Origin of the sequence: Duncaniella sp. C9 (assembly GCF_004803935.1) — a bacterium.
In the GTDB taxonomy this organism is placed as follows: Bacteria; Bacteroidota; Bacteroidia; order Bacteroidales; family Muribaculaceae; genus Duncaniella; species Duncaniella muris.
In genome coordinates, this window is the sequence record NZ_CP039547.1 from 351,077 (window position 1) to 370,098 (window position 19,022).

At 58.8% G+C, this 19,022-nt stretch carries 12 protein-coding genes; all 12 read left to right on the forward strand.

The genetic code is table 11. The annotated features are described in order from the left end of the window. Nucleotides 1-77 precede the first annotated feature (77 nt). The 12 genes from E7745_RS01455 to E7745_RS01510 all read left to right on the forward strand — a co-directional run bounded on the left by E7745_RS01455 (nt 78) and on the right by E7745_RS01510 (nt 18,953). Nucleotides 78-2,699, forward strand: a complete 2,622-nt coding sequence (locus E7745_RS01455; protein WP_136408161.1) for a valine--tRNA ligase — start codon at nt 78-80, stop codon at nt 2,697-2,699. Nucleotides 2,700-2,922: 223 nt separating this feature from the next. Continuing rightward, nucleotides 2,923-3,357, forward strand: a complete 435-nt coding sequence (gene dut / locus E7745_RS01460; protein ID WP_107032966.1) for a dUTP diphosphatase — start codon at nt 2,923-2,925, stop codon at nt 3,355-3,357. A gap of 63 nt (nt 3,358-3,420) precedes the next feature. After that, the gene (locus E7745_RS01465) at nt 3,421-5,169 is read left to right on the forward strand and encodes a tetratricopeptide repeat protein (protein ID WP_123397972.1); all 1,749 of its coding nucleotides are present in this window, start codon (nt 3,421-3,423) and stop codon (nt 5,167-5,169) included. Then, nucleotides 5,166-6,047, forward strand: a complete 882-nt coding sequence (locus E7745_RS01470; RefSeq protein WP_123397971.1) for a DUF4292 domain-containing protein — start codon at nt 5,166-5,168, stop codon at nt 6,045-6,047. Before E7745_RS01465 ends, E7745_RS01470 begins: the two co-directional genes overlap by 4 nt. A gap of 56 nt (nt 6,048-6,103) precedes the next feature. Further along, entirely contained in the window at nt 6,104-7,522 is a 1,419-nt protein-coding gene (locus E7745_RS01475; RefSeq protein WP_123397970.1) for a murein hydrolase activator EnvC, read from the forward strand. Nucleotides 7,523-7,658: 136 nt separating this feature from the next. Then, a complete protein-coding gene (locus tag E7745_RS01480; protein WP_123397969.1) occupies nt 7,659-9,389 on the forward strand; it encodes a DEAD/DEAH box helicase in 1,731 nt (576 codons plus the stop codon). A gap of 59 nt (nt 9,390-9,448) precedes the next feature. After that, nucleotides 9,449-10,078 (forward strand): DUF3256 family protein, encoded by a 630-nt coding sequence (locus E7745_RS01485; RefSeq protein ID WP_107032943.1) that lies wholly within the window; start codon nt 9,449-9,451, stop codon nt 10,076-10,078. A gap of 633 nt (nt 10,079-10,711) precedes the next feature. Next, nucleotides 10,712-12,088, forward strand: coding sequence for a peptidylprolyl isomerase (locus E7745_RS01490; protein ID WP_107032945.1), 1,377 nt, complete (start codon nt 10,712-10,714; stop codon nt 12,086-12,088). Then, entirely contained in the window at nt 12,088-14,148 is a 2,061-nt protein-coding gene (locus tag E7745_RS14925) for an OstA-like protein (protein WP_136408162.1), read from the forward strand. The genes E7745_RS01490 and E7745_RS14925 overlap by 1 nt, the downstream gene beginning before the upstream one ends. Beyond that, nucleotides 14,145-16,106, forward strand: a complete 1,962-nt coding sequence (gene mutL / locus E7745_RS01500) for a DNA mismatch repair endonuclease MutL (protein ID WP_136408163.1) — start codon at nt 14,145-14,147, stop codon at nt 16,104-16,106. The genes E7745_RS14925 and mutL overlap by 4 nt, the downstream gene beginning before the upstream one ends. Next, entirely contained in the window at nt 16,099-17,334 is a 1,236-nt protein-coding gene (locus E7745_RS01505; protein ID WP_168181947.1) for a DUF4105 domain-containing protein, read from the forward strand. Before mutL ends, E7745_RS01505 begins: the two co-directional genes overlap by 8 nt. Then, nucleotides 17,307-18,953, forward strand: a complete 1,647-nt coding sequence (locus tag E7745_RS01510) for an alkaline phosphatase family protein (protein WP_136408165.1) — start codon at nt 17,307-17,309, stop codon at nt 18,951-18,953. The genes E7745_RS01505 and E7745_RS01510 overlap by 28 nt, the downstream gene beginning before the upstream one ends. Nucleotides 18,954-19,022: the final 69 nt, after the last annotated feature.

A 19,022-nucleotide genomic window follows, 5' to 3' on the forward strand; every position in this document is an offset into this window, starting at 1 on the left:
CAAAATTGCCAATTCACAAAAAAATTGTAATTTTGCACCTCTAAGAATAATAACAACCACACATCGACCAATCAATTATGGAAGAATTAGCAACCAAATATGACCCGCGTGCCGTCGAAGACAAATGGTATGCCTACTGGATGCAGCACCGCCTGTTCCACTCCGAACCCGATGCCCGCGAACCCTACACCATCGTAATCCCCCCGCCAAACGTCACCGGAATCCTCCACATGGGCCACATGCTCAACAACACCATCCAGGACATCCTCATCCGTCGCGCCCGACTCATGGGCAAAAACGCCCTCTGGGTGCCCGGAACCGACCATGCAGCCATCGCCACTGAAGCCAAAGTCGTAGGCAAGCTCGCCGCCGAAGGCATCAAAAAAAGCGACCTCACACGAGAGGAATTCCTCGCCCACGCATGGGAATGGAAAGAAAAACACGGCGGAATCATCCTCGAACAGCTCAAAAAACTCGGAGCATCATGCGACTGGGAACGCACAGCATTCACAATGGACGACATCCGCTCCCGCTCAGTAATCAAAGTCTTCGTCGACCTCTACCGCAAAGGACTCATCTACCGAGGAAAACGCATGGTCAACTGGGACCCAAAAGCCAAAACCGCACTCTCCGACATCGAAGTAGTCTACAAAGAAGAACACTCAAAACTCTACTACCTCCGCTACAAAATCGTCGGCGAAGAAGGCTATGCCATCGTGGCCACCACACGCCCTGAAACCATCATGGGCGACACCGCAATGTGCATCAACCCCAACGACCCCAAAAACCAGCACCTCCGCGGCAAACGCGTCATCGTACCCCTCGTAGGCCGTGAAATCCCCGTCATCGAAGACGACTACGTAGAGATCGACTTCGGCACAGGCTGCCTCAAAGTCACACCCGCCCATGACATGAACGACAACATGCTCGGCGAAAAACACAACCTGGAGACAATCGACATCTTCAATGACGACGCCACCATCAGCGAAACCGCCGGAATGTACATCGGCATGGACCGCTTCGCCGTCCGCGAACAAATAGCCAAAGACCTCGCCGAAGCAGGACTCATCGAAAAAATCGAAGACTACGAAAACAAAGTCGGCTACTCCGAACGCAACCCCGACACCGCAACCGAACCCCGCCTCAGCGACCAATGGTTCCTCCGCATGGAATCCCTCGCCGCACCCGCCCTCAAAGCATCCGAAGACGGCGTCATCCGCTTCGTACCTGAGAAATTCAAGACCACCTACAACCGCTGGATGACCGAAATCCGCGACTGGTGCATCTCACGTCAGCTCTGGTGGGGCCACCGCGTACCCGCATGGTACCTCCCAGGAAGCGAAACCTTCGTCGTAGCCGAAACTGCCGACGAAGCCCTCACACTCGCCCGCGAGATCAACCCCGACCTCACCGCCGACGACCTCCGTCAGGACGAAGACTGCCTCGACACATGGTTCTCATCTTGGCTCTGGCCCATCTCCCTCTTCAACGGCATCCTCGAACCAGACAACGAAGAAATCCGCTACTACTACCCCACATCCGACCTCGTCACAGGCCCCGACATCATCTTCTTCTGGGTAGCCCGAATGATCATGGCCGGCTACGAATTCCTCGGCAAACAACCCTTCAACAACATCTACTTCACAGGCATCGTCCGCGACGAAATCGGACGCAAGATGTCAAAACAATTCGGCAACTCACCCGACCCCCTCGAACTCATAGCCGACTACGGAGCCGACGGAGTCCGCATGGGCATCATGCTCGCCGCACCCGCAGGCAACGACATCTTCTTCGACAAAAAACTCTGCGAAAACGGCCGAAACTTCTGCAACAAGATCTGGAACGCCTTCCGCCTCGTCAAAGGCTGGGAAGTAGACCCGGCCCTCGAACAGCCCGAAAGCTCACGCAAAGCCGTCGAATGGTTCAGCGCCAAACTCTCCGAAGCAATAGCCGAAATCAACGACTCCTTCGAGAAATTCCGCATCTCCGAAGCCCTCATGACAGCCTACCGCCTCTTCCGCGACGAATTCTCCTCATGGTACCTCGAAATGGTCAAGCCCGACTATCAGAAACCGATCGACCGCGCAGGCTACGAAGCCACAATCAGCTTCTTCGACAGCCTCCTGCGCCTGCTCCACCCCTTCATGCCATTCATCACCGAAGAACTCTGGCAGCACCTCGCACCCCGCCGCGAAGGCGAATCAATCATGTACGCCTCCATGCCCCAGGCATCCGCGCCTGACACCGCCATCCTCGCCGACATGGAAACCGTCAAGGAAATCATCAACGGCATCCGCGGAGTCCGCTCACAGCGCAACATCCCCTCGCGCGACACCCTCCAGCTCAACGTCATCGGCGCCGACATCCCCATGCAGGCCGTAGCCATCCGCCTCGGCAACCTCTCAGGCATCGCCACAGTCAGCGAGAAAGACCCCGCAGCAGCCTCGTTCATGGTAAGCACAACCGAATTCAACATCCCCCTGCTCAACAACATGGACGTTGAAGCCGAGCTCGCCAAACTCACCAAAGAACTCGACTACCTCCGCGGCTTCAAAACCTCAGTCGAAAAGAAACTCTCAAACGAACGCTTCGTCAGCAACGCTCCCGCAGCCGTAGTCGAAGCCGAACGCAAAAAACTTTCCGACGCCACAACCAAAATCGAAGCCATCGAGCAGACAATCGCCGCACTCAAAGCCTGATAGCCACACAGGCCACGCCCCACACCGCAACGCCAGGAGAGACAAGCCCCGCGCCTGTCACCCCTGGCGTTTCCTTCACCACTCCCACACCCTCCTCCAGACCCGATTTTATAATTATTAAGGAGAAAAATACCTGCATTATGCAGGAATTTTGCTACTTTCGCTTGTTTATTCAACGAGGCAACTCACTTTCGACTATCGCAACCGTTTATTTATGGAAAGAATCAAGGTAAAAATCATCAATGAATCAGGCCACGACCTCCCAGCCTATGAAACCCCATCGTCAGCAGGCATGGACGTCCGCGCCAAACTCGACACCCCCCTGACCCTCCAGCCCCTGCAGCGGGCACTCATACCAACCGGACTGCGCATACAGCTGCCTCACGGCTACGAATGCCAGGTGCGACCCCGCTCAGGCCTCGCCCTCAAACACGGCATCAGCCTCGTCAATACCCCAGGCACCATCGACGCCGACTATCGAGGCGAGATCGGCATCATAGCCATAAACCTCTCCGACACCCCCTACACCATCTCTGACGGCGAACGCATAGCCCAGCTCGTCATCAAAGAATACGTCCGTGCGGAATGGCAACCCGTCAGCACCCTCGACCACACCGAGCGAGGCGACGGAGGCTTCGGACACACCGGAGTAAACTGACAACTAATCTGACTAATTGGACTAATTAGCCCAATTGGCCTAATCCACCCAACCCCGCCCCAAATGAAAAAGCTACCACTGCTAATCCTTGCCATACTCGCCCTCGGCGCCCTCTCGGCCCTCGCCGCCGGCCGCCAGCGGCAGGCGGGGACTGAAACCGAAGACACCCGCAAGGCCGACTACATCTACCTCGAAGCCCTCCGCGCAAAATCGCAGAGCAACCACGACGCAGCCTTCGCCCTCCTCCAGCGCGCCCACGAGCTCAACCCCGCCGACCGCGAAATCGGAGTCGAACTCTCCACCTACCTCCTCAGCCTCTCCCAGACCGACTCAGCACTCCTCACAAGCTCAATGGCCCTCCTCCGCGACTACTGCGAAGCCAACCCCACCGACATCTACTACGGCGGACGCTACGCAATGCTCAACGAACAGCTCCTCAACCGCGATGAAGCCCTCCGTACCTGGAAGCGGCTCCACACCCTCTACCCCGACCGCCTCGAAGTCACCTACCGCTACGCAGGAGCCCTCGCCCAGGGAGGCACTCAGGCCGACCGCGACAAAGCCATAGCCGTCTATGACTCCGTCGAGATAGCCGAAGGCAAAAGCATACCACTCTCCTCAAAGAAAATACAGCTCTACTACTCCCTCCAGGACACAGCCTCGATCCTCGCCGAAGCCGACCGCCTCCGCAACTCCGCCCCGCGCAACGTCGACTTCCAGGTATTCTCAGGCGACATCTACTCCATGTTCGGCCTAAACGACCAGGCCAAACAGTTCTACGACAGCGCCTGCATCCTCGATCCCTCAAGCGGCCTCGCCTACTACTCGCGCGCTCAGTTCTACCACACCCTCGGCGACAGCGCAGCCTTCAACCGCGAAGTCTTCCAGGCTCTCGAACAGAAAAACCTCAACGTAGAGACCAAGCTCGTCATCCTCCGCAGCTACATCCAGGAGATGTTCAACGACTCCACCAACTTCCCGCAGATCGGACAGCTCTTCGACGTACTCATCGACCAGCACCCCCACGAACATGACATCCACGACCTCTACTCCCGCTACCTCATCGTAACCAAAGACTACTCCAAAGCCGCCGAGCAGACCGAACGCGCCCTCGACCTCGACCCCGCCGACAGCGAAGGCTGGGAAATGCTGACCTCACTCTATCTCCAGGTTGACCGTCTCGACGACGCCCGCCAGGCCATCAAACGCTCCCTCCGCTACTACCCCGACAACAGCCGCCAGTATCTCGTGCTCGGCTCAATCTACGACCAGGAAGGCCAGCGCGACAAAGCAACCGCGGAATACCGCCACGCACTCTCACTCACCGACTCAACAGACGTAAGCCAGCTCTCGCGCATCTACGGAGCGATGGGCGACAACCTCTACGCCAGCGAGCAAGCCGACAGCGCATTCGTCTACTATCAGAAATCACTCCTCTACGACCCCGACAACACCCTCGCCCTCAACAACTGCGCCTACTACCTCGCCTGCGAGGGCCGCGACCTCGACCGCGCCCTTGAAATGATCGAAAAAGCTGTAGGCGCAGAACCCGAAAACGCCACCTCGATGGACACCTACGCCTGGGTCCTGTTCAAACGCAAAGACTACGCCAAAGCCCGCGAGATCATTGACCGCACCCTCTCACTAACCGACGAGCGCAGCGAAGAGATCCTCGAACACGCCGGCGACATCTACTTCATGGACGGCGACCCCGACGGAGCACTACGCTTCTGGAAAGAAGCCCTCGAACTCGCCCCTGACAACCAGCTCCTTGCAAAGAAAGTCAAACACAAGACATACTTCTTCAAATGACCCACCAAAACCGCCGCCGCCTCCCGCGGCTCCAAACTCTCGGCCTCCTTCTGATAACACTCACAGCCCTCCTGGCCTCATCATGCCGCTCCGGCCGCAACGCAGCCGGAAGCAACACCGGCGACTACAGCCAAAACACAGGCAAAACCCTCTCGCAGAGCCAGCTGAAAACCATGCTCAACAGCCTCAGCGACAGCTACGGCTCCTGGAGTGACGTAAAAATTCCACTAACCCTCCGCCTCAAAAGCCCCAAAAAGATCAGCATCGGAGGCACCCTCACCATGCAGCGCGACCGCAGCGTCCACCTCTCCCTCCGCTTCCTCGGCATGGAAGTAGCCTCACTCATGGTCACCCAGGACAGCATCTTCGCCCTCTACAAACTCGAAAGGCTCTACTTTGCCGAAAGCATCTCCGACCTGCTCGGAGGCTTCCCTGCCACAGTCGGCAACGTCCAGGACCTCCTGCTCGGACGCGCCTTCATCCTCGGCGACACCCCCCTGGCACCCTCACGCTGCACCCTCGCCGGCACCCCCGAAAACTGGACCATCACCCCCTCAGGCAGCCCCTCAGGCATGTCCTACGCCTTCACCCTCTCAACCCCCACAGGCAATCTTGAAAGCCTCACAGTCACCCCCGCCACCCGCAAACCGCTCACAGCCGAATACACCGACTTCGCCACCGGCCCCGTCGGCCCCTTCGCCGCCACCACCCTCCTCACCGCCGCCGGAGGCAAAACCACCCTCAGCGCCCAGCTTGAACTCAACGCCCGACGCGCCGAATGGAACACCGGAGCCACCAAAAACTGGTCCACACCCAAAGGCTACACCCGCATCAAAGCCGCCGACATTCTCAAAATAGTCACCAAAATGGCCAATTAGCCTAATCAGACCCATCTCAGTCTAATTAGCCCAATCCAATCAAAACCCGCCACCCAGTGCCCCATTCATCACCATCCGGAAACCTTCTGAAACTGTGCCGCAGCCTCGCGGTGCTCCTGCTTGTCGCCATCATAAGCGCAGGCAGCCCTGCCGACGCCCAGACCCGACGCAAGAACACCAAAACCACCACCACTCGCAAAACCGCCACAAAACAGAAAACCGCCACCCGCACCCTCGAATCAGTCAGAAAAGACAAAAGCACCACCGAAAAAAAAATCTCCGAAACCGCCACCAGACTCAACACCAACACCAAAGAGCTCCAGCGGCAGATCAACCGCCTCAACTCCCTCAACGGCGACATAGAAGCCAACCGCAGCAAAGTCCGCGACCTCCGCAGCCACATCGACTCGCTCGGAACAGCCATCAGCACCACCGCCGACTCCATCAAGATCCTCGAAGACGACCTTGAAGCCATGCGCCTGGCCTACGCCAAAGCCCTCCGCGAACTCCAGCCCCACGCAGCCAGCACCGGAGAACTCAGCTTCATCTTCTCAGCAAAAAGCTTCTCCGAAGCCTACAGCCGCATCCGCTACCTGCGCCGCTTCTCCGCATGGCGCGAACGCAGAGCCGAAAACATCCGCCGGGGGATAGACCGCATAGCAGCCCAGCGCGCCCGCCTCACATCGCTGCGCCACTCCCAGGACCTGGCCTACCGCAAAGCCGAAGAAACCCAGACCACCCTCTCACGCCAGCAGGCCGAATCTGAAAAAATGGTCACATCCCTGCGCAAAGAAGACTCAGCCCTGCGCGCCATGCTCAAAGAGCAGAAACGCAAATCGGCCGCTCTCGACCGTGAACTCGACCGCCTCATTGCCGCCGAACAGGCCCGCATAGCCCGCGAGGAAGCCGAAAGAGCACGCCGCGAGCGCGAGAAAGAAAAAAACAAAGCAAAAGGCTCTTCAGGCACCAAAGCCTCTGATACCGGACGCTCGGCCAAAGACGTAGCCTCGGCCAACGCCCCGACCCGCACCGCAGCCTCCACCTCTGCCTCGGCACTGACAGGATCATTCGAAGCAAACAAAGGCCGGCTCCTCTTCCCCGTAGCCGGATCATACAAGATAGTACGCCGTTTCGGACGCCAGCCACACCCCACCCTGCGCCATGTCGAAACCGAAAACTCCGGCATCGACATCGAAGTCAGCCCCGGCACACAGGCCCGATCTATCTTCGCCGGAAAAGTCTCGGCCATCTTCAGGCAAGACGGCTTCAACTCCATAGTAATGATACGCCACGGACGCTACATCAGCATCTACGCCAACCTCTCGGCCGTCACCGTCAAGCAAGGAGACAGCGTCAAAGCCGGACAGAACATCGGCACCGTCTTCTCCGACCCCGACGACTCAAACCGCACCACCCTCCACTTCGAGATCCGCAACGAGCGCCAGAAACTCAACCCCTCGCAGTGGGTCAGATAACAGCCCCGCCGACCGGATATCAGACTTCCGGCGGCATCTAACAGATTGTTTAAGAGTCCGTTTAAAAACCGGCTTTTAAAACAACGCCTCTAAACCAAACCTGTCTCTGACAGGTTATAATCACAAAACCGTATATATGACAACATTTGAAGAACTCGGCGTCAGCCAGCCGCTGCGCAAAGCCGTTGAAGAGCTCGGATTCGAATATCCTATGCCCGTTCAGGAACGCGTGATCCCGCGCCTGCTCGGCGACGCCAATGACATAATCGCCCTCGCCCAGACCGGCACCGGCAAAACCGCAGCCTTCGGACTGCCTCTGCTGCAGCGCATCGACCCCGCCGACCACACTCCCCAGGCCCTCATCCTCGCCCCCACCCGCGAGCTTTGCCTCCAGATAGGCAGCGACCTGGCCGACTTCTCGAAATACATCCCCGATGTCAAAGTGCTCCCGGTCTACGGCGGCTCAAGCATCGAAAGCCAGATCCGCGGACTCAAAAAAGGGGTCCAGATCATAGTCGCCACCCCAGGCCGTCTGATCGACCTCATAAAGCGCGGAGTGGTCCGCCTCGACGGAGTACACACCGTAGTGCTCGATGAAGCCGACGAGATGCTCAACATGGGCTTCCTCGACAGCATCGAAGAAATCCTCTCCTACATCCCCGCCGACCGCAAGATGCTGCTCTTCTCCGCCACAATGCCGCCTGACATCCTCAAGATTGCCAAGCGCTACATGAAAGACTACGAGGAACTCGTGGTCGGAACCCGCAACGAAGGAGCAGAAAACGTGCGCCACATCTACTACATGGTCAACGCCCGCGACAAATATCTGGCCCTCAAGCGCGTGGTCGACAACTCGCCCAACATCTACGCCATAGTCTTCTGCCGCACCCGCCGCGACACCCAGGAGATAGCCGACAACCTCATCCGCGACGGCTACAACGCCGAAGCCCTCCACGGCGACCTCTCCCAGCAGCAGCGCGACATAGTGATGAAGAAATTCCGCGACCGCGTGGTCTCCATACTCGTGGCCACCGACGTGGCGGCCCGCGGACTCGACGTCGACAACCTCACCCACGTCATCAACTACGGCCTACCCGACGACACCGCCGTCTACACCCACCGCTCAGGCCGCACAGGCCGAGCCGGCAAGTCAGGCGTCTCGATAGCCATCATCCACTCGCGCGAAAAAGGCAAAATGCGCGAGATAGAGCGCATCATAGGCAAGACCTTCGAACACAAAGACGTGCCCACTCCCGAACACATCATCGAAAAGCAGCTCTACAACCTCGCCGACCGCATAGAGCGCGTCAAAGTCAACGAAACCGAGATAGCACCCTACCTCTCAGGCATCTCGCGCAAACTCGAATGGCTCTCCGAGGAAGACCTGCTCAAGCGCGTCATCTCGCTCGAATTCAACCGCCTGCTCGACTACTACAAAGACGCACCGAAAATCGACTTCATCGACGCCAAGCCCTCTCGCTCGGAGCGCAAGGCCCGCAAGGCTGCCGCCGAGCGTGAGCACGAACGCCCCAAAAACGACCGCGAGAAAGACCGCCGAACAGCCGAACGCGGCTTCGAGAGAGTCTATGTCAACATAGGCAAGCGCGACGGCTTCTTCGCCGGAAACCTCATCGAAATGCTCAACAGACTCATCAACGGCAAGCGCGTCGACGTGGGCCGCATCGACCTTCTGCCAGGCTACACCCTCTTCGATGTCAAAAAATCCGATGCCCGCAAGGTGGTCGGAGCGCTCACCGGAGCCGAATTCTACGGAAAGCGCCTCCACAGCGAGATAGCCGATCCCGAACGCGACTACAGCCGCATAGCCGAAAAACGCAAGAACAAAGCCAAAAAGACCGCCAGCTGAGCCCCGCGGAACTCTTCACCGAAGCCAACTGAAACTCTCATTCAAAATTCCGTCACACAATGAAAAAACTCCTCCTTACAGCAACCCTGCTCCTTGCCGGAGCCTTGGGTGCGATGGCCCAGCTCACCGCTGCCGACGCCTTCACATCGGCTCCGCAGAACATATTCCCGCTGCTTGACCGCAACACACGTCTCGATATGGTCGACTACGTGAAGAGCGGCCTGTCAACCCCCTCGCAGAACAGCCTGCAGGGGCGCTCAGCCATAACCGAGATCTCGCCCGAATCACTGACCGTCAAGATGTCAGACTCATCGGCAGCCCAGGTCGCAGTGCTCAAAGGGCAGAAAGGCGATATCATAGCCCTGATAAGCACAGTGGCCACTCCCGGACTCGACTCATCCATCCGCTTCTTTGACAGCAGCTGGCAGCCGCTCGACGGCGCCGCCATGTTCACCAAACCCGGATGGAAGGAATGGCTCACCGACGCCGGACGCGACAACAAGGAAGAAGTCACCATGCAGGTGCCCTTCATGCTCGCCTCCTACCGCATCGACCCGGCCACCTCAGAGCTGACGCTGACCAACAATCTGGCCCGCTTCCTCGACAAAGATGTCTACTCCATGATCGAAAGCTATCTCCGCCCCTCGCTGACTTACAGCTGGAACGGCAAGAAATTCACTGCCCGCTGACCCTCCGCCTCCGGAAGGAACAGCGCACAGCCCTGTCTCCACGGCAGACACATCCGCGACCGCAGCCACAACCGTAGCTGCGGCCGCGTCATTTTCTGCCATTTCCACAGCCTCAGGCGTAGCCGCAGTCCGCTCAGCCTCCGCGCGCTGCAGTTCCCTGACATGCCGGCGCCGTTCGGCAGCCGCACGCGCTCTTGCCGACCGCTCCTTGGCCTTGTCGAGCTCCGGCTGTATCATCTTGAAAATCAAAATCGAATCCAGACCGTCGGCCAGCGTCGGCTCACGCCCCGCAGCAAGATAATCATCCACGTGCCGCAAGCTCTTGGCAGCCTGCTCCGACGGATCGTCCAGATAACTGACAGTCACCCCTATACGGCGTTCAATACCTGCATAAAACTCCTCTGACACCGGCCGGCGCAGCTTCTTAACCTTTCCGCGGCTCTTGCCGCCTGCAAATTTCTTATTCATAGCGATTAAAGTGATCAAAATTATTATTTACGGCAAAGATACGCACCGCCACCCCCGCCGGGGTGCGATAATGCGGAAATGTTAAGATTTTTTATTGCCCTCCTTTAGAGGGTGTTCGCAATATTTTTTGTAATTTTGGGGCTGATATTCACTATTCTCACATCAATGAACACTAACAGCGTGAAAACCAAATCAATCATATTGCTTGCAGTACTCCTGCTCACCGGAGCTGCCTACGTTTCGGCAGGCACTGACAACGTGGCCGAGGAAGTAGCCTGGGTAGTAGGCGACCAGCCCATCTGGAAATCAGAAATCGAGGAAGCCTATCAGACCATGCTCTACGAAAAAATGCCCATTGCAGGCGACCCCTACTGCGTGATCCCCGAACAGCTCGCCATCGAGAAACTCTATCTCCACCAGGCCGAGCTCGACACCGTGGTAGCCCCTGACAGCTGGGTGATGAACCAGGTCGAAGCCTACCTCAACAACTACATAAACAACTTCGGATCAAAGGAAAAGGTCGAACAATACTTCCACAAGTCCATCCCCGCCATGCGCGAATCGCTGCGCGAAATGATCAGCAACCGCTCACGTGTGCAGCAGGTGCAGCAGAACCTCACCTCCAAGATCAAGGCCACACCGGCCGACGTGCGCCGCTACTTCGAAAAACTGCCCGAAGACAGTGTGCCCTGGGTGCCCCTCCAGGTCGAAGTGCAGATCTTCTCGGTATCTCCCTCTGTCTCACGCGAAGCCGTTGAAGACGTGAAAGCCCGTCTGCGCTCCTTCAGCGACCAGGTCAACAAGGGTGAAAGCCCCTTCTCGACCCTCGCCATCCTCTACTCCGAAGACCCCGGCAGCGCCGTCCGCGGCGGTGAGCTCGGCTTCATGGGCCGAGGCGAGTTAGTGCCTGAATTCGCGGCAGTAGCCTTCAACCTCAACGACCCCAAGAAAGTATCAAAAGTAGTCGAGACCCAGTTCGGCTACCACATCATGCAGCTCATCGAGAAGCGCGGCGACCGCGTCAACGTGCGCCACATACTCCTGCGCCCCAAAGTGGCCGAGAAAGACCTCACCGAGGCCGTCAACCGTCTCGACTCGCTGCGCATGGATATCAACGACGGCAAATTCACCTTCGAGGAAGCCGTCACCGTGCTCTCGCAGGACAAAGACACCAGAAACAACCGAGGCCGCATGGTCAACCCCACCACCGGCTCCACCCGCTTCGAAATGGCCCAGCTGCCCCAGGAAATCTCACGCCTGGTCAACGACATGCAGCCCGGCGACATCTCTCAGCCCTTCATCATGACCGACCCCAAGACCAACCGCGAGAAAGTGGCCTTCGTGAAACTTACCTCACGCATCCCCGGCCACCGCGCCAACATCAGCGACGACTACCAGCTGGTCAAGGACATGTATGAAAACTCACGCCGCGAGGAAGTGCTCAACACCTGGCTCGCCAAAAAAATCAAAAACACCTACATCCGCATCGAAGACGGCTGGAAAAACTGCGACTTCAAACACGACTGGAACAAGCAGCAGTGATGAAACTCTCACCTTTACTGGCACTCGCGGCGCTCGGAATAGTCAGCCTGCCCGCCATGCTCGCACAGGCCCCGAAAGACGGCCCCTCGGCCAAGTCTCCGGCGCCTAAATCAGCCCCGGCGCCCAAGAAAAGCGTCGTAAGGCCGATCATACCCGCGGCTGACCGCCACGACCCCGGAAAAGTGTTTCTCGAAAAAGCTGACCGCCTGATGTTTGACCAGGCGCGCGACTCCGACGTGCAGGTGCTTGTGGGCAACGTCATGTTCCGCAAAGGCGACATGTTCATGTACTGCGACAGCGCCCGCTTCAACGAAGCCACATCGTCGCTCGACGCCTTCAACAACGTCCACATGGAACAGGGCGACACCCTCTTCGTCTACGGCGACGAACTCTACTACAGCGGTGCCGACGAACTGGCCGAACTCCGCGCCTACCCCGGCAAAAAAGTCCGCCTCATCAACCGCGACGTCTCGCTGACAACCGACGTATTTTTCTACGATCTGGCCGAACACGTGGGCTACTACGAGACCGGCGGAACGCTGACCGACAAGCAGAACATACTCAAATCGCTCCAGGGCTACTACTACCCCGACTCGAAAGACGCCTTCTTCTATCTGAACGTAGACCTAACCGGCCCGCGCCCGAATGACACGCTCAGAATGTTTACCGACTCGCTCACCTACAACACCGGTACCAACATAGCCCAGCTGATGTGCGAGACACTTATTGTCAGCAAAGACGGCGAAATAACCTCCACCTCAGGATTTTATGACACCAACGCCGGACTGGCCGACCTCTATGACCGCTCCACGGTCCACACCCGCAGAGGCAACTATCTGACCGGCGACACCCTCTTCTATGACCGCAACAAAGGCTACGGCGAAGCCTTCGGCAACATGATTCTGACAGACTCCGCCAAGCAGTCGGAACTGCGCGGCGACTACGGTTTCTATGACGAGCTGAAAGACTCCGCCTTCATCACCGGCAACGCCCTCGCCCTCGAATACTCCCAGGCCGACACCCTCTACCTCCACGGCGACACCATCTGCGCCTACATGCTCACTGACTCCACGAAAGTCACTGACGTGTTCCACCGTGTGCGCTTCTTCCGCAATGACTGCCAGGGGCTCTGCGACTCGATGAGCGTGGTAGAGCGCGACTCCATATTATATATGTATTACAACCCGATCCTCTGGTATGGCGACAAGCAGATTGTAGGCAACGTCATCTACGCCCATTTCAACGACTCGACAGTCGACTGGGCGCGCCTGCCCGAATCGGGAGTGATCGGACAGCACATAGGCGAAGACTGCTATGACCAGCTCGCCGGCTCCGACATGACCGCCTGGTTCAACGACTCGACAATCCGCCGCCTCTACGTGGAAGGCAACGTGCAGGTGATAATGTTCCCGATGGAAAACGACTCGACCTACAACAAGTTTGTCTTCACCGAAAGCAGCACAATGGATGCCTACTTCAACGGCAACGAGATCGAGAAAATCAACATGTGGCCCGAAACCACCGGCAAGGCCACCCCGCTCTATCTGGCCAAACGCTCGGCCTACTATCTGCCCATGTTCCGCTGGTACGCGCCTCTGCGGCCTATGGCACCCGCCGAAGTCTTCGACTACCCCGCAGAGATGGCCGATCTGAAAGCACAGAAACTCATGGGCAAGATACGCCCCGACGCATACACCGTCCGCGGCACTGCCACCGGACGCCCCAGGCCGCTTGAGCCTGAGCGCACAGCGCTTTCCGCGACACTCCCGGCAGACTCACTGCCCGCCGACTCCCTCTCGCCGGCCTCCAGCCTCCAGCTGCCTGACTCGCTTGGCATTTCAGTGCCTGTGACTCTGCCTGACTCGATTGAGATTCCGGAACCCGTAGCCCTGCCTGACTCAATAGAAATTCCGAAGCCCGCCGATCAGCCTGAGCCAAGCGCACCCGTTGATCCGGCACCCGAAGCACCCGAAACTCCCGATGTGCCCGAAGCACCGTCCGCTCCCACACCCGATGCCCCCGGCACCACTGACATCTACAGAAAGGAGGTGATCTCATGAGCGATATCATCCGCCTTCTCCCCGACTCCGTGGCCAACCAGATTGCCGCCGGAGAAGTGATCCAGCGCCCCGCATCAGTCATCAAAGAGCTTGTAGAGAACTCAATCGACGCCGGAGCCACCTCCGTCACCATCATTCTCAAAGATGCCGGACGCACACTCATCCAGGTGATCGACGACGGCTGCGGCATGAGCGACACCGACGCCCGTCTCGCCTTCGAACGCCACGCCACCTCGAAAATAAGCCGCGCCGACGACCTTTTCAGCCTCTCTACAATGGGTTTCCGAGGCGAAGCCCTGGCCTCGATCGCAGCCATAGCCCAGGTTGACCTGCGCACAATGCTCAAAGGCGAGAGCGTAGGCACCCGCCTGACCATCAGCGGATCAAAGGTAGAGAGCCAGAAGCCCGAAGCCTGCGCGCCGGGAAGCAACCTGATGGTCAAAAACCTGTTTTTCAACGTGCCCGCGCGCCGCAAGTTTCTAAAGAAAGACTCCGTTGAACTCAGCAACATCATGCGCGAGTTCGAACGCCTCGCGCTTGTCAACATCGGCGTGGACTTCACCCTGATCAGCAACGACACCACCCTCCACGCCCTGCGCCGCGCATCGCTCAAACAACGCATCTCAGACCTATTCGGCAAATCGCTCGGAAAGCAGATCATACCCGTAGAGACCGACACCTCGATTGTCCGCATCAACGGCTTCATAGGGCTCCCGGAAAACGCCCGCAAGCGCAATCCGCTGCAATATTTCATGGTCAACGGCCGCAACATGCGCCACCCCTACTTCCACAAGGCCATCATGCAGTGCTACGAACGCCTGATTCCCGCCGACGAGCAGCCCAACTACTTCATAAATCTCACCGTCGACCCGGAGACTATCGACGTCAACATCCATCCGACCAAAAACGAAATCAAGTTCGAGAACGAACAGCCTATATGGCAGATACTCAGCGCCGCCGTGCGCGAGTCGCTCGGACGCTTCAACGCCGCGCCGGCCATTGACTTCGACGTGGAAGACGCTCCGGAGATACCGGCCTTCGTGCCAGACACAAGCGCTACCCACGAAGTGGAGCTTGACGACAGCTACAACCCCTTCGCCCAGGGCTCAGGCGGAGCTCGGAGAGTGTCGAAAATGTCGGCCATCGCCGATGACCAGGAGCCCTATTCCCCCTTCGCCCCCTCAGGCAACACAGCTGACAGCCCGTCATTCCGGACCGCAGACCCGTCGGCCCCCCGGCAGCCGCAGACCCGCCGGCGGAGCTCCAACTTCCAGGACTGGGAAAAACTCTATGACGACTTCATCAAAAAACGCGATGACGGCTATGCCTCGATGGTCGAAAGCAAAGTCAACCTCCCGGAAGCCGAAAGCGAGCTTGAGATGGAGAGCGGAGAAGTGACATCAGCCACCCTGCAGCTCAAAAACTCCTACATTCTGACCCCCTCGCGCGACGGACTGATGGTGATCGACCAGCACCGCGCCCACAAACGCATACTCTACGAGACATATCTCTCCAAGGCCCGCGAACACAGCTTCGTCTGCCAGAACACCATGTTTCCGGAGACCGTAGAGCTGTCAGCCGCGCAGAACGCCGTGCTCGCCGGCATAGCCCCCGAACTCGAAAACCTCGGATTCAGCATATCGCCCCTCGGCGACAACACCTGGAGCATCATGGGCATACCCTCGATTCTCAAAGACGCCAATCCGCGCGACACCCTGCTCGGAATGATCGAAAACATCACCGACAGCGGCGAAGACCTTGCCACAGGACTTCAGGAACGTCTGGCCATGTCGATGGCCCGCAGCAGCGCCATCAAGCGCGGACAGGCTCTGAGCGCCGCCGAGATGGACAAGCTCATCAGCGACCTCTTCCGCCTGACCTCGCCCGGACTGACCCCCGAAGGCAACACAGTGTTCACCATCATCAAGCTCGATGACATCTCAAAACTCCTTGGCTGACAAGACTATGACTGACGCGCTGAAAAGAATGGCCATCATGATCGCAGCCATGCTCCTGAGCCTGGCCGCCTCGGCGCAGCTCCCCTCGGAGACTCCGCGCATCTCGCTGCTGACCGCCCATGCAGGCGCGGAGATCTATCAGCTCGAAGGCCACACGGCCCTGCGCATCGTCCACCCCGACCGCGGAGACTACGTGGTCAACTGGGGGCTTTTCGACTTCGCCGCCCCAAACTTCGTCTACCGCTTCGTCAAAGGCGAGACCGACTATCTGGCCGGAGCCTCCTCCACCGACCGTTTTCTTGAAATCTACCGCCGCGAAGGGCGCAAGGTGGTGGAGCAGACGCTTGATCTCACCCCGGAGGAAGCTCTCAGGGTGGTGGAGCTTACCGACCTGAATCTCAGACCTGAAAACCGCGTCTACCGCTACAACTACGTGCTTGACAACTGCGCCACCCGCCCCCTGGCCGTCATAGAGAAAGCCATAGGCGACAGCCTGCGGTTCGGCTCCGACGGGCTCAGGCGCGAACCGTCGTTCCGCGAGGCCATGCGCTCGTATCACCGCGACTATCCCTGGTATCAGTTCGGCATAGACCTCGCCCTCGGAAGCGGCATAGACCGCCCCATAAGCCTGCGCGAGGAAGCTTTCGCCCCTGTGAAACTCGAACTTATGCTCGAACAGGCCACCCGGCCTGACGGACGGCGCATAGCCGCCCCGGCCGTCTGCCTTGTCAGGGAAAAAGACGGAAGAGTGCTGCTTCCCCCCACTCCGTGGTATCTCGGCCCGATGTTCTGGAGCCTCGTGGTGCTCGCACTGGCCCTCGCAGTCTCCGCCGGGCAGCTCAGAAGCCGCCGGCGCACCGCCGCAAGCCGCATTTTCGACAGCATCTACTTCACGCTGCTCGGTCTGACGGGCTGCGTCATAGCCTTTCTGGTCTTCGTCTCGGTCCATGAGGCCACCTCGCCCAACTGGCTGTTTCTCTGGATCAACCCCCTGTGTCTGACCGCCGCAGTGGCCGTCTGGTCAAAAAGACTTGAAAAGTTGTCGGTCTGCTATCAATTTGTTAACTTTGCACTCCTGATGGCACTCGCAGTCATTCTGCTCTGCGGAGTGCAGTCGCCCAACCCGGCCTTCATCCCCCTCATGGCGGCTGACGGCGTCAGGGCTCTGACCACCATATACACCTACTACCGAAACCGCCGATGTCAGCACGCAAAAGCCACCCGATAAGCACCCGGCTTGCCTCAGTGCTCGTTGTCTCACTCGCGACAATGGGCATTCTCGCCCACGCTCAGCAGACAGCACCCCGCCCCGCCACCGCCCAGCGCCCGCAGCTCGTGGTCGGCATCTTCGTGGAGGGCCTTTCTGCCGACTACATCAACCTGCTCCGCGACAACTTCGGCAAAGACGGCTTCAACCGTTTCATCCGTGACGGCGTCAGCATCGAGAACGTGGACTTCGGTCCCGGCATCGACGCCACGGCCGCCACAGCCATGCTGATGACAGGCGCCGCCCCCGGAGTCAACGGCATACCCGCCGCAAGGGTCTGGGACAACAACACGAAATCAGACTACCCGATACTGCTCGATCCGGCCAAGATAGGCAATTTCACCGACGAAACCTTCTCGCCGGGAGCGCTGAAAGTATCGACCGTCAGCGACGAGGTGCGCATCTCGGACGGCGGTCTGGGTCTGGTCCACTCGGTGGCACCCGACGCCCAGGTGGCCATCATCCTCGCCGGCCACGCCGGCAACAGCGGCTTCTGGCTCAACGACACGAACGGCAAATGGTGCACGTCGACCTTCTACCGCGACGTGCCCGCCGCCATAGCCAAACGCAACTACGGAGTGACGCTGGCCTCGCGCCTCGACACCCTGGCCTGGACACCCTCTATGGCGCTTGACCGCTATCCTGACCTGCCCGACTACAAGAAACTATACCCCTTCCGCCATACCTTCCCCGCGCGTGAGACCGACCGCTTCAAGGCCTTCAAGACCTCGGCGCCGGGCAACCGCGAAGTGGCCGCCATAGGCCTCGACTACATCACGTCGCTGAAACTCGGCACCCGCGGAGTCACTGACATGCTCAACCTCGGCTTCAACGTGTCGCCCTATCAGTACGGACGCGAGGCCGACAACCGCATCGAGACAATGGACGCCTATCTGCGTCTCGACTCCGACATAGCCCACATTGTCCGCGCCGTGGAGAAAGGTCCCGGCATGGCCAATTCGGTGATCTTCATAGCCGGCACCCCGGCCCCGACCGGCGGAAAGCGTGACGAGGAGCGCTGGAACATACCTTCCGGCCAGTTCTCGCCCCGCAAGGCCACATCGCTGCTCAACATGTATCTCATGGCCATCCACGGCAACGGAGACTATGTGAGCGGCTATCACAACGGCTACTTCTTCCTCAACCGCAAACTTCTGAAAGACCGCAATATAGACGAGAGCTCAATACGCCGGGAAGCGGCAGACTTCCTTGCGCGCATGAGCGGAGTCAGCGCAGTCTACACCCTCGACGATATCATGGCGCGCCGCGCGGGCGACGAACCTCTGGCCCTGCAGCGCAACACATCGCCCGTCCATGCCGGCGACCTCCTTGTGATGGTCAATCCCGGCTGGGAGATTTCCGATTCGGCGGACGATGAAGTGAACAAAACACAGAATCCGGTCGTTAGATGCGTGGCGACAACCTCGCCCGTCTATATTCTCGCGCCCGCGGTCAGCACGCAGAGCATCGACTCGACAGTCGACGCACGGGCCATAGCCCCGACTGTCACCCGCCTGCTCCGCATCAGGTCGCCCAACGCGGCCTCGGTGCCCCCACTGCGCCTTTCGGCCGTGCGCTGACCGCACACACGCCCCCATCCTCTCCCCCTCCTTTTTTTTTCATCACTCTTTCAGAAAACAAACTTCATC